The sequence below is a fragment of the Corynebacterium sp. HMSC073H12 genome (assembly GCF_001837775.1).
Taxonomy (GTDB): Bacteria; Actinomycetota; Actinomycetes; order Mycobacteriales; family Mycobacteriaceae; genus Corynebacterium; species Corynebacterium amycolatum.
In genome coordinates, this window is the sequence record NZ_KV834038.1 from 352,689 (window position 1) to 365,673 (window position 12,985).

Annotated in this window: 10 protein-coding genes; 1 reads left to right on the forward strand and 9 read right to left on the reverse strand. The window is 58.6% G+C overall.

Features of this window, described 5'->3' with window-relative positions; all coding sequences use genetic code 11:
* Positions 1-167: 167 nt before the first annotated feature.
* The 5 genes from ndk to HMPREF2708_RS08245 all read right to left on the reverse strand — a co-directional run bounded on the left by ndk (position 168) and on the right by HMPREF2708_RS08245 (position 6,853).
* Positions 168-578, reverse strand: a complete 411-nt coding sequence (ndk, locus tag HMPREF2708_RS08225; protein WP_070833931.1) for a nucleoside-diphosphate kinase — start codon at positions 576-578, stop codon at positions 168-170.
* 99 nt (positions 579-677) lie between these two features.
* The gene (locus HMPREF2708_RS08230) at positions 678-1,193 is read right to left on the reverse strand and encodes a DUF4233 domain-containing protein (RefSeq protein WP_016422309.1); all 516 of its coding nucleotides are present in this window, start codon (positions 1,191-1,193) and stop codon (positions 678-680) included.
* Positions 1,190-2,695 carry a bifunctional tetrahydrofolate synthase/dihydrofolate synthase gene (locus HMPREF2708_RS08235; protein ID WP_187402728.1) on the reverse strand — a complete coding sequence of 502 codons (1,506 nt, stop codon included), beginning with the start codon at positions 2,693-2,695 and terminating at the stop codon, positions 1,190-1,192. The genes HMPREF2708_RS08230 and HMPREF2708_RS08235 overlap by 4 nt, the downstream gene beginning before the upstream one ends.
* Positions 2,696-2,919: 224 nt before the next feature.
* Positions 2,920-5,655 carry a valine--tRNA ligase gene (locus HMPREF2708_RS08240; RefSeq protein WP_070833841.1) on the reverse strand — a complete coding sequence of 912 codons (2,736 nt, stop codon included), beginning with the start codon at positions 5,653-5,655 and terminating at the stop codon, positions 2,920-2,922.
* Positions 5,656-5,869: 214 nt separating this feature from the next.
* Positions 5,870-6,853 carry a malate dehydrogenase gene (locus HMPREF2708_RS08245; RefSeq protein ID WP_070833842.1) on the reverse strand — a complete coding sequence of 328 codons (984 nt, stop codon included), beginning with the start codon at positions 6,851-6,853 and terminating at the stop codon, positions 5,870-5,872.
* Positions 6,854-7,083: 230 nt separating this feature from the next.
* On the opposite strand from HMPREF2708_RS08245, the gene HMPREF2708_RS08250 reads away from it, so the two are divergent.
* Positions 7,084-7,869, forward strand: coding sequence for a TetR/AcrR family transcriptional regulator (locus HMPREF2708_RS08250; RefSeq protein ID WP_049190863.1), 786 nt, complete (start codon positions 7,084-7,086; stop codon positions 7,867-7,869).
* Positions 7,870-7,931: 62 nt separating this feature from the next.
* Here the strand turns inward: HMPREF2708_RS08250 and clpX are convergent, their stop codons facing one another.
* The 4 genes from clpX to HMPREF2708_RS08270 all read right to left on the reverse strand — a co-directional run bounded on the left by clpX (position 7,932) and on the right by HMPREF2708_RS08270 (position 12,873).
* Positions 7,932-9,194, reverse strand: a complete 1,263-nt coding sequence (clpX, locus tag HMPREF2708_RS08255; RefSeq protein WP_070833843.1) for an ATP-dependent Clp protease ATP-binding subunit ClpX — start codon at positions 9,192-9,194, stop codon at positions 7,932-7,934.
* Between the two features lie 220 nt (positions 9,195-9,414).
* Complete coding sequence (locus HMPREF2708_RS08260) at positions 9,415-11,538, reverse strand: alkaline phosphatase D family protein (protein ID WP_246840392.1); 2,124 nt, start codon at positions 11,536-11,538, stop codon at positions 9,415-9,417.
* A gap of 92 nt (positions 11,539-11,630) precedes the next feature.
* The gene (locus HMPREF2708_RS08265) at positions 11,631-12,254 is read right to left on the reverse strand and encodes an ATP-dependent Clp protease proteolytic subunit (RefSeq protein WP_369707172.1); all 624 of its coding nucleotides are present in this window, start codon (positions 12,252-12,254) and stop codon (positions 11,631-11,633) included.
* Between the two features lie 46 nt (positions 12,255-12,300).
* Positions 12,301-12,873, reverse strand: coding sequence for an ATP-dependent Clp protease proteolytic subunit (locus tag HMPREF2708_RS08270; protein ID WP_016422302.1), 573 nt, complete (start codon positions 12,871-12,873; stop codon positions 12,301-12,303).
* Positions 12,874-12,985: the final 112 nt, after the last annotated feature.

The window sequence follows — 12,985 nt, forward strand, 5'->3', positions numbered from 1 at the left end:
ACTCGCACAGTTTCACATTTGCAGCCCGCGCCCGCATTCACACGTGCAGCCCGCTGAAGGGCCGCCCCACGGTCGTCGACAAGCAAAAAGCGCCGAACCGGCAAACAATTGCTTGCCCAGTTCGGCGCCAGTTCAACGCTCACAGGTCAATGCTGAACCGTCAACGCTTAGAGGTTCGGGAACCAAATACCAATCTCGCGCTCAGCGGACTCCGGAGAATCGGAACCGTGAACAACGTTGTTAGCAACCTCAAGTGCGAAGTCACCGCGGATGGAGCCCGGAGTTGCAGCCTCGACCGGGTTGGTGCCGCCAGCGAGCTGACGCCAAGCAGCGATTGCGTTCGGGCCCTCGATAACACCAGCGACCAGCGGTGCAGCGGTGATGAAATCAACCAGCTCACCAAAGAACGGCTTATCGACGTGCTCTGCGTAGTGCTCCTTCGCAGTTGCCTCGTCAGCAACACGGAGGTCAAGCGCGACCAGCTTCAGGCCCTTGCGCTCGATGCGGGAGATAACTTCGCCGACCAGACCGCGGGAAACGCCGTCCGGCTTGATCAGAATAAGAGTACGTTCAGTCATGGTGAGCATCATACTATGACAAACCCCGCTGCACCGGAGTGGTGGTGCAGCGGGGTGAAATATGCAGCGTAACCCAGCGCGACTACGAGCGCTGGAGATTTACGAGTGCTGAGTGGTCAACAGACCGCGCTCCATACGCTGGATGAGGTTCTTCCGCAGGTGCAGAATGTAGGCCCACACTAGTGCGAAGAAGATACCCACCACGCCCATCGACACGTGTGTGAAGATAGCCAGCACACCAAAGACCTGCAGCACAATGTTGGCCTTCAGCGCCCAGGGCTGCTTCTGCAGGAAAGCCATCGCAATCAGAGCCAGGCCCAGGATGGTGATGTACGTAACCGAGAAGGTCTGGTTGATCTGCCCGTCGGGAATGCGCGTGACCACAGTCAGACCAAGCAGCACCGAGATAGCCTGCATAATCAGCGTGCCGGACATAACACCGCGCAGGCCCTTCAGCGGGTCCTTAGCCGGATCGTGTCCCGCACCGAGCGGGCCATACTTGCCGCCCTCACTCAGGTCACGGCCCTCGCGGTAGGCGCGCAGGGCCTCGCGGTCGGCTGCGGTGTAATCCTCCGCGCCATTGCCCTGTGGCTGGCTCGCCTGAGATTCACTCATTGCGGGTCCTTTCCAAATAGTGTCCGGGCCTCGCCCGCGGTAACAACAGATCCAGTGACGATCACACCGGAACCAGAGACGATACCGTCTCCGGTGTCGGTTTCCTCAGCTAGCGCGACAGCTAGCTCAACGGCGGACGGCAGAGTTGGCACGCGATGCACGCGCTCCTCGCCGAAAATCTCCTCCGCAAGGTCAGCCAGGTCGTCGTAGTGCAACGCACGCGGCGAGGTGTTCTGGGTAATAACCACTTCTTCGAAGTACGGCTCCAGCTCCACCAGCAGCCCACGAGCATCCTTCTCCCCCAACACCGACAACACACCGATGACACGGCGGAAGTCGAACTCAGCGGAGAGCGCCGTGCGTAGCGCACGGGCACCGTGAGGATTGTGAGCGGCATCGATGAACACCGTCGGGGTCGAACGCACGCGCTCCAGGCGGCCGGGCGATGCGACCGTCGCAAAGCCTTCGCGAACCGCATCAATGTTGAGCGGACGTCCCGGACCTGCGCCGAAGAACGCCTCCACCGCGGCCAGTGCTGTGGCGGCGTTGCGCGCCTGATGCGGACCGTGCAGTGGCAGATGGATGTCGTCATACTCGCCGGCCAGGCCCTTGAGCGTTAGGTTCTGCCCACCGACCGCCAGCTGATGGCTGACGACGCCATACTCAACCCCAGCACGGGCGACCGAGGCATCCATTTCCACAGCACGGCGCAAAACGACGTCCATTGCTTCCGGTTCCTGCTCGCCAACAATGGCGACATTGTCCGGTGGTGTGAGCAGGTCGTCCTTGTTCCACCGCGACTTGATGATACCGGCCTTCTCAGCAGCGATTTCAGCCAGGGTATCGCCGAGGTACTCCGTGTGATCAAGACCGATCGGGCAGATGACGGCCACGTCGGCCTCCACCACATTGGTCGCATCCCATGTGCCGCCCATGCCGACTTCCACCACGGCGACATCGACAGGAGCGTCGGCGAAGGCAGCGTAGGCCATGGCCGTGAGAACCTCGAACTTGCTCATCTGCGGGCCGCCCTTTTCGGCGGACTTGGCGTCAACCATTTCCACGTAGGGCTGAATCTCGCGCCAGATGCGCACGTAGTCGCGTGGATGGATGGGCTGGCCATCTATGGCGATGCGCTCGGTAACCAGCTGCAGATGCGGACTGGTGGTGCGGCCAGTGCGACGACCGAGAGCTCGCACCAGCGACTCAATCATGCGCACAGTGGAAGTCTTGCCATTAGTGCCGGCAACGTGAATCACCGGAGTGGCACGCTCGGGATGGCCAAGGATGTCCATCAGCATCTCGATCCGCTCGAGCGATGGGTCAATCTTGGTCTCCGGCCAGCGCTGATCCAGCTCGGCTTCCACCTCTGCGAGCTCGCGCAGCTCCTCGGCGGTGGCCTCCAGCGGAGCCGGCTCGTTGACTGGGCGGTCCACATCGACCGGCAGGCTCAGGCCTTCCTCGGACACGGAGACCTCACCGAGGCGCATGTCATCGGGCATGCGGTCATCGGCCATCACACCGGCGATTTCGCGAGGCTCAAGGTCCTCGACAATCTGAGAGTCAGCCGGATCGAATTCGAACTCAGGCGCTGCGGTGGACTCTTCTCGCACCGCAGACTCTTCCTGCACCACCGAATCGTCCTCGCCGCCAAGATTCAAACGAATCTCCCCTGCAATCTCATCGTGCGATTCAGCATCCCGAGGTTCGATATCCCGTGGTTCGGTCATGCCTGCGGAAGTCCCTCCAAACGAGCCTTAATGCGGTCAATCTCCTCCAGTGCGAACTGGTGGCGAGTCTTAATCTTCTCCACGACCTGCTCCGGAGCCTTGGACAGGAAGGCCTCGTTGCCGAGCTTCTTCTCGGTGCCGGCCAGTTCCTTCTCGGCCTTGGCCAGGTCTTTTTCCAGGCGCTTGCGTTCAGCGGCCACGTCGACAGTGCCGGAGGTATCCAGCTCGATCAGGACCGTGGCCTGAGACAGGCGCACCTCAATGGATGCGGTAGCGGTGAATCCATCCTCCGGTGCCTCAGCACGAGCCAGCGAACGAATCATCTCTTCCTGAGCAGTCAGATCAGCATCCGCCAGGTTCATGCGTGCCGGCACGCGCTGCGACGGCTTCACACCCTGGTCATTGCGGAAACGACGCAGCTCGGTGACCAACTTCTGGGCATCGGCAATACGACGTGCGGCAACCTCGTCGACAGCAGCGCCGTCGGTGGTCATGGTGGCATCCGGCCAGGCGGAAATAACCAGAGAGTCCTCGAAGCCCTCCGCGCCGTCGGTAAGCGCCTTCCACAGCGTCTCCGTGACGAACGGCATGGACGGGTGCAGCAGACGCAGCAGCGTATCCAGCACGCGGCCGAGAACCAGACGCGTGGAGGCTGCGCGCGCGGCCTGCTCCTCGGTCATGGTCTCGCCATCGTTCAGGCGCGGGAAGTCAACCTTGGTCATCTCCAGGTACCAGTCACAGACCTCGTCCCATGCGAAGTGGTAGAGGGCCTCGTTGGCCTTGGAGAACTCGTACTTATCCAGCGCAGCGTCGACCTCGGCGCGGACCTGTTCCAGGCGGTCCAGGATCCAGCGGTCGGTGTCGGTGAGCTGGTCACGGTCCGGCAGCTCGCCCACGTGGGCCCCGTTCATCAGCGCAAAGCGGGTGGCGTTGAACAGCTTGGTAGCGAAGTTACGGGAGCTCTGAGCGGCGTCATTACCGACCGGCAGGTCAGAGCCTGGGTTAGCGCCACGCGCCAGCGTGAAGCGAAGTGCGTCCGCACCGTAGTCGCGGACCCAGTCCAGCGGGTCAATGCCATTGCCGAGGGACTTCGACATCTTGCGACCCTGCTCATCGCGGACCAGACCGTGCAGGAAGACATCCTTAAACGGCACCTGCGGACGACCGTCGCGCCCCTTACCCAGCGGTGAATCAGACAGGGTGGCAGCAAAGGTCGAGAACATCATCATGCGCGCGACCCAGAAGAACAGAATGTCATAGCCGGTGACCAACACGGATGTCGGGTAGAACTTCTCCAGCTCTGGGGTGGCTTCCGGCCAACCCATCGTGGAAAACGGCCACAGCGCAGAGGAGAACCAGGTATCCAGCACGTCCGGATCCTGTGTCCAGCCCTCACCCGTCGGAGCCTCATCATCCGGGCCGACACAGACGACCTCGCCATTCGGGCCGTACCAAATCGGGATGCGATGGCCCCACCACAGCTGGCGGGAAATACACCAGTCGTGCATGTCATCGACCCAATCGAACCAGCGCGGCTCCTGTGAAGCCGGGTGAATAACCGTGTCGCCCTCGCGAACAGCATCGCCGGACATCTTGGCCAGCTCATCGACCTTAACGAACCACTGCAGGCTCAGCAGCGGCTCAATCGGCTCACCCGAGCGCTCCGAGTGGCCAACCGAGTGAACGTACGGGCGGACCTCCTTGACAATGCGCCCCTGCTCACGCAGCGCCTCCGTCAGCGCAGTACGGGCTTCCGCACGATCCATGCCGTCGAAACGCGTGCCAGTGTTGAAGATACGGCCAGTGGTGTCGATGACCTCCGGCATATCCAGGTCGTGGCGCTGGCCCATGGCGAAGTCATTCGGATCGTGTGCCGGCGTGATCTTCACCGCACCGGTACCGAACTCGCGATCCACATAGTCATCGGCGATGACCTGAATCTTCAGGTCCTCGCGGAACGGGTGGTCCAAAACCTTGCCCACCAGGTGCGTGTAGCGCTCATCCTCCGGGTGCACGGCAATTGCCACGTCGCCCAGCATCGTCTCCACACGAGTCGTCGCCACAACAATGGAGTCTTCCCCATCGCCGTAGCGGAAGGAGACGAGCTCGCCTTCAGCGTCCTCGTACTTGACCTCAATATCCGAGATCGCAGTCTGCAGCACCGGCGACCAGTTGACCATGCGCTTGGCGCGGTAGATTAGGCCGCGGTCAAACAGTTCCTTAAAAATCGTCTGAACCGCACGGGACAGGCCCTCGTCCAGAGTGAAGCGCTCACGGGACCAATCCAGGGAGTCACCAATCTGGCGCATCTGGTTGCCGATACGTCCGCCGTAATCGTGCTTCCACTCCCAGACCTTCTCCACGAACTCCTCGCGGCCATAATCGAAGCGGTCCTTGCCTTCGGAATCCTTCAGCATCGCCTCGACCTTGGTCTGCGTTGCGATACCCGCGTGGTCCATACCCGGCAGCCACAGCACCTCGTAGCCCTGCATGCGCTTACGGCGCACCAGCGCATCCATCAAAGTGTGGTCCAGTGCGTGGCCCATGTGCAGCTGACCCGTCACATTCGGCGGGGGCAGCACAATAGAGTAAGCCGGCTTGGAGCTAGACGGATCAGCCTCGAAATAGCCAGCGTCTACCCAGCCCTGGTACAGGTCCGACTCCACGTCAGCCGGGTTCCACGACTTGGGCAACTTATCTGCTCTGTTTAGGTCCACGTTGTTCTCAGTCACGCGTCACATCTTAGCGCCTTGCCCGGATTTGTTTTTCCAGGGGCTTTACGACGACCCTTGCGCCCCAACCCATATCTGCTATCGGCGACTTACGCAACGCCGAATTCAAGCTTTACTCACGTCCCGAGCCAATCGGCGATTACCGCACAAAATAAAAGCGCTCTCTTGTGAAATCATCACAAGAGAGCGCCTCTAAACGGCCGTTGACCAGCCCTTAGGCCAGCAGGTCCTTAACTGCGTCGCGCTCTTCGCGCAGTGCCTTGACGTTGCGCTCGATGCCAGCGCGCTGCACCTCGGAGAGATCCAGGCCCTCAACGCGAACCCACTCGCCGTCCTTGGCGTAGCACGGAACACCAGCGACCAGGCCCTCGTCGATGCCGTAGGAGCCGTCGGACGGAAGTGCGACGGAGACCCAATCGCCCTCTGGGGTACCCGTGACCCAGTCACGCATGTGGTCAACTGCGGCAGCTGCAGCGGAAGCTGCGGAGGAGGAACCGCGGACCTCGATGATTTCTGCGCCACGCTTGGCGACACGCGGGATGAAGTCCTGCTCAACCCATGCTGCATCAACCTTGTCGGAGACCTTCTCGCCTGCAATGGTGGCGTAGGTGATGTCCGGGAACTGGTCTGCGGAGTGGTTACCCCAGACGATCATGTTCTTGATCTCAGTGGTCGGAACACCAATCTTTTGCGACAGCTGGGACAGGGAACGGTTGTGGTCCAGGCGCATCATGGCGGTGAAGCGCTCTGCCGGGATGTCCTTAGCGTGGGAAGCGGCAATCATGGTGTTGGTGTTGGCCGGGTTGCCGACAACCAGAACCTTGATGTCGTCTGCTGCGTGATCGTTCAGTGCCGCGCCCTGCGGGCCAAAAATCTTGCCGTTAGCGCCCAGCAGTGCGGAGCGCTCCTCGCCCTTGCCGCGCGGCTTTGCACCGACCAGGAATGCGGCGTTGGCACCGTCGAATGCCTTTGCCGGATCATCGGTGATGTTGATGCCAGTCAGAAGCGGGAAGGCGGAGTCGAACAGCTCCATGGCAACGCCTTCGGTGGCGTGCAGCGCAGGAGTAATCTCCAGCAGATTCAACTCAACCGGGGTCTCAGGGCCGAAAACCGAACCGCTGGCAATGCGGAAGAGCAGGGAGTAAGCGATTTGTCCGGCGGCGCCGGTAACTGCAACCTTTACGGGAGTCTTGTTCACTACAGGCCTTTCTCGAGAGAGAATCAATTCGCTGCCCACTCTAATGCGACTGCGGGTTTAGCGCAGACGGGGGCGATGCGCTCAGACCATTTCTGAAAAACGGATAGCATTAGGCATGACTTACGGTCGTGTACTCATTTCACTAGAAAGAAGTCCGCGACTGACCAATTTCACCCCCGTTAGATAGCCAAAACCCCGTAGCCGCTCTCTAGTCCAAGCAAAGGATTTTCATGAAGTCTCCAGGCTCCTCTGATGCAATCCCCCATGCAGTCTTGGTGGCAGCACTTCAAGAATTCACCGCAAAGGGGTATGCAGATGCCCGTTTGGATGCCATTGCTGCCGCCTCTGGTGTCTCCAAGCGTATGCTTCACTACCACTGTGGTGACAAGTTGGGACTCTACAGGGCGACGTGGGCACATGTGCTGGAGACCGTAAGGCCTGACGACGACGACCTGCGTCCGCACTCCAATGTGCCGGTGGAAGCCCTGCAGCATGTAGTCGGCGTTATCTACGACTATTTCTCGGCGAACCCACTCGCCGTACGGTTCATCATCCAGGAAAACCTACACCCAGTCCTGCCGCTTGAAGGCGTGACTGGGCTTGGTGGTCAGAGCCCTATTGTTTTGGAGTTTGACCGCATCTTGTTGCTCGGCCGCGATTACGGCGCATTCCGCACTGACATTTCCGCACTTGATCTTTATATTCTCGTGCTGTCGCTGGCCACCTTCCCCACCCTGCACCAACGAACTTTTGAAAACCTCTACGGCATTGAAATGCAGTCGACGGTGCTGTCGGACAAGCTGCGTGAGTTCGCACAGGACACCGTGACCAGCCTGTTGACATCCTCGCCTCGCAACGAACCGGGCAGCTCGTACACTTCCCTGCTGGCCTCCCATGGCGCGAACTCGTCCGCGCTTGGCGCAGAGGTCTATGGCGATCAGCCCAACCCAGAGACTCAGGACTTGGCTGCTGATGATGCCCCGGATTACCGCGACATCTACGGCATGGACGACTAGGGCTCCATACAGACACCAAAACCCGGTTAGAGCAGCTACTCTAACCGGGTTTTCAGCTACCTTTACGCAGTCTTCTTGTTCTCGCTGCGTTCAACGAGTTCTGGCGCTGCACCGTCCGTGATGCATTCCTTGTGGACGATGACCTCCGCGACGTCGTCACGCTCTGGTACTTCGAACATCACGGGAACCAAGATTTCTTCCATGATGCCGCGCAGACCACGGGCGCCGGTATTGCGGCTAATCGCCTTGGCAGCAATGGCGCGCAGTGCCTCATCGTCGATGGTGAGGCGCACACCGTCCATGTCGAACAGGTGCTGGTACTGGCGGACCAGGGAGTTCTTGGGTTCGGTGAGTACGCGAACCAGCGCGTCCTCATCGAGGTTGGTGACCGATGCGATGACGGGCAGGCGACCAATGAACTCAGGGATCAGGCCGAAGCGAACGAGGTCCTCCGGCAGCACGTCGCGGAATGGATCCTTCATGTCCGCGTCGTTAGCCGAGGTGACATCTGCGCCGAAGCCCAGCCTCTTCTTGCCGACACGCTCCTGCACGACCTTCTCCAGACCGGCAAACGCACCGGCGACGATGAACAGGACATTGGAAGTGTCGAACTGAATGAACTCCTGGTTCGGCAGCTTGCGCCCACCCTGCGGGGGCACGGCGGCTACGGTTCCCTCGAGAATCTTCAGCAGCGCCTGCTGCACACCTTCACCGGAGACATCGCGAGTGATGGAGGTGTTTTCAGACTTACGCGAGATCTTGTCAATTTCATCGACGTAAATGATGCCACGCTGCGCCTTCTCGACGTCGAAATCAGTAGCCTGCAGCAGCTTCAGCAGGATGTTCTCCACATCCTCACCGACATAGCCGGCCTCGGTCAGGCTGGTGGCATCGGCGATTGCAAACGGCACATCCAGCTTGCGAGCCAGCGTCTGTGCCAGGTAGGTCTTGCCACAGCCGGTCGGCCCCAGCAGGAGGATGTTCGACTTCTGCAGCTCGACGTCGTTGTCCGACTTGGTCTCTGCAGCACGAAGGCGCTTGTAGTGGTTGTAGACTGCGACGGCCAGCGTGCGCTTTGCCGTGTCCTGGCCGATGACGTACTCATCGAGGAAGTCGCGAATTTCCATCGGCCGGGGCAGGCGGTCGTCGTTGCCAGTTGCCTCGCCGCCGGTGTTGAGCTCCTCTTCAATAATCTCGTTGCAGAGCTCGATGCACTCATTACAGATGTACACACCAGGTCCGGCAATCAGCTTTTTGACCTGCTTCTGACTCTTTCCACAGAAAGAGCACTTCAGCAAATCCGCACTTTCTTGCATACGCGCCATGAGGCTCCCGCCGCCGCCTTTCCGCTGATTAATTTCGGTATGACTTCGCACGAGCCTACCAAGATTCAGGATAAGAACGAAGCCCCCACGCCTGATGCTGTTGAAGCTTTTCAAACGAGGCGTTTGCTACATGAATTGCACTCGCGTTATCCAGCGTAGCTACTGACCCAAATCCAATGCTGATACCAAAGGACCATGTCTCGACAACAGACAGTCGAAACTACGCTGACTCAGATACGCGACTGCCCTGCGTCGCTTCCACAGGAAGGCCGTGGAGCGTTACGGAATCAATTTGATTCGGATACCGCGGCACTGGATGTTCGAAATCTTCATCCGCCCAACTGACCATTTGATGACCCAAGATGTCGGGTGCATTGCGTTCGTATTTGTCCTGCCACCAAAATTCGAATATAGCCTTTTGCCTATCAAAATGGACTATTCCATATCCATGATCGGACCACTCCATGAACTGGACATTCGAATTGAGATTCAACAGCGCCATCTCCGCTACGCGAGAAGCTGCAAAAGCAGCCATCCGCGCCTCAGGAGTATTTCCACTGACAGCACTTGTCACACCCCTAACCGCGTCATCTGCACCCCCACGCCCCATCGAGGTTGGGCAAAACTCAACACCGGCGCTGTACCTTCGGGCATTAAAGGCGCCGCTGTTGCCCGTGGTTGTCCTGAGCGCTCCTGCCCGCACATTCCCTGACTCTGCACCTGGCCGTGGATTGGCACCCGGCAACCCAGAAATGTAGCCGTCGCCTACTACTGATTGCGACAGCAAATCTGACCCGAGATTTCCATGTGCATCTCCGGAGACCATAACCGCATTGTTGATTCCATCCCGCAACAGTGCGATGAGTTTTTCCTTTTCCGCCAGATAGTCCGACCAACGACTGAGGCCAAACTTTGGCCCTTCTTGACCAGGAATGACATCAGGCAATTCAGTTGGCGAGAACCAAGCCTGCTGGGCTAAGACTTTCCAGCGCACTCCGCGTGCTTGCGAATCGGCCAGTCCCTTTTCCAACCACTCGAACTGAGGGCGGCCAAGCAAACTAGGCGCGCCGTCGAGGTGCGAGTTATCGACCGGCAGCTCGTACTTTGGCAATAGCGACTGCGCATCCATGGCATGAATATCAACGAGATCACCGAATTGTAGCTTTCGGTACACCAGCGCTGGATTCTCCGGCACTGGGTATGAGAAGTCCTCTACCAGCATGAACTCGCCGGATCCATCACCACGCGGTGGCCGCGTGGGGGTCCATTCCCAGAATGCGCGGAAAGTATCTGAAATAGTCACGGTTTCGGCGATACTAATTTCCGGCACATCAACTTGGTTTCCGTAAAACGGATCAATATCGTGATTGTCCCAAATAATGGTCCAAGGGTGCTGTTGATGGGCACGGGCAAAATTCTCGTCCGAGCGCCACAGGGCATAACGACGTCGGACTTCGTCCAGATTGAGCCAGTCCCGATTATCCGGATGATCAAGCTTGTCAAAACCAGGGCGTGAGCGCACCATTTCATCCTTATCGATGAAATCGTACAAGTAGTCCCCTAGGTGAACCACCAAGTCAAGATCGTTTCGATTTGCCAAGTGACTAAGTCCAGACCACCATGATGACCAGTAGGAGCTACAAGACATCACGGCCATGCGCATCTCATCGATACCTGCACCAAATGCAGTGCGGGTCCGTCCAATCACCGACTTCTGCCCTTGCGAAACAAACTGGTAATAGTACGTTTCACCTGTCGCTAATCCAGTGACATCAACCTTGATAGTCCAATCATGCTCAGCAATAGCTTCCTGAGTACCCGAAACCACAACATTGGACATTTCTCGGTCCGTGGCCACTGACCAATCGACCGGAATCCTCATACCTTTTGGATTAGCGCCAGGAGCGCCATCAGGGTCTCGCTCTGCGAGCGTAACGCGAGTCCAAATAATTACGCGATCTTGCAATGGGTCTCCCGAGGCAACGCCGTGAGCAAATGGGAAATCATAAGCCGTTGGGAAGTCATCCACCGGCACGATACCGACGCCACGATTATTCTCGCTAGCTCCTTGTCCTGGCAGCGAGATATTGTCCTCACCGGCATCTTCAGGTGCACCGGTTCGCTTACCAAGAGGCAAGATAGGTATTTCAAAAGACCCCGGTGTTACCGGTTTCGCAGCTACAGCTTGAGCGGCCGTTAGGTTCGAAAACGAAGAGACCGAATAAGTAGTTGCTGCACCTGCTACAGACAGAAAGAGGCCACGCAAAACTTGACGTCGGCTAACTTGGACTTCCGAATCATCACGGCTGAACTGTTGGGCATCGATATCAGGTCGAAAAGGCATGAATCGATATTAAGTATTAATACATACCCAAAAATGAACAAGGCCTTAACCGGATTGAAAGTTTTCCGATTAAGGCCATGCAACCAAACACTTTAGGCGTTGTGCTTGCGGTACTCGAAGACCTGGTCGATGATGCCGTACTCGACGGCCTCTTCAGCGGTCAGGATCTTGTCACGGTCGGTGTCCTTGCGGATCTGCTCTGCAGTGCGACCGGAGTGGCGAGCCAACGTCTCCTCCATCAGCTTGCGCATGCGCTCGATCTCGTTCGCCTGAATCTCCAGGTCGGAAACCTGGCCCTGGATTCCCTGGGTAGCCGGCTGGTGAATGAGCACGCGCGCATTCGGCAGAGCTGCACGCTTACCCGGTGCACCCGCAGCGAGCAGCACGGCTGCCGCGGAGGCAGCCTGGCCCAGGCACACGGTCTGCACGTCGGGACGCACATACTGCATCGTGTCGTAGATGGCCATCAGCGAGGTGAAGGAGCCGCCTGGGGAATTGATGTACATCGTGATGTCACGATCCGGGTCCAGGCCCTCAAGCACCAGCAGCTGCGCCATGATGTCGTTAGCGGCGGTGTCATCGACCTGGGAGCCGAGGAAGATAATGCGCTCTTCGAAGAGCTTGTTGTATGGGTTGGATTCCTTAGCACCAAAGCTGGAGTGCTCCACGAAAGAAGGAAGCACGTAGCGCGACTGCGGCATCTGCATATTGTTCATCTCCATGTTGATTAAATCGCCTCTAATTATTCGCTACTGTCCGCTTTTAGCGTGCGGTGTCCTTGAGGGCGGTCACGACGTGGTCAACCAGGCCGTATTCCTTAGCCTCAGCTGCGGTAAACCAGCGGTCGCGGTCCGAGTCTTCCTCAATGCGCTCGACCGGCTGACCGGTGTGCTGCGCAATCAGACGAGCCATCTCCTTCTTGGTGGCAGCGAACTGCTCAGCCTGAATGGTGATGTCGGATGCGGTACCGCCAATACCTGCCGATGGCTGGTGCATCATAATGCGGGCGTGCGGCAGTGCGTAACGCTTGCCCTTAGCACCTGCGGCGAGCAGGAACTGGCCCATGGAAGCTGCCAAGCCCATGCCGTAGGTAGCCACGTCGCACGGAACAAACTGCATGGTGTCGTAAATGGCCATGCCGGCGGTGACGGAGCCACCCGGGGAGTTAATGTACAGCGAGATATCCGCCTCCGGGTCCTCAGCTGCCAGGAGCAGCATCTGACCGCAGAGCTTGTTGGCAATCTCGTCGTCGACCTGCTCACCCAGCCAAATAATGCGCTCCTTGAGCAGCTTGTCGAAAACTGTGTTCGTCGACATCTGGGCGTTATCGCTCATCTGTGTACTCCTTCTTCGTACGTGTGCGAGTTTGTCGTTCACTAGAGGGTAACGAAAAGGGCCGTCCCTTTGTTTCAGGAACGGCCCTTGTTCGCTATAAGCGTTGCAGCAT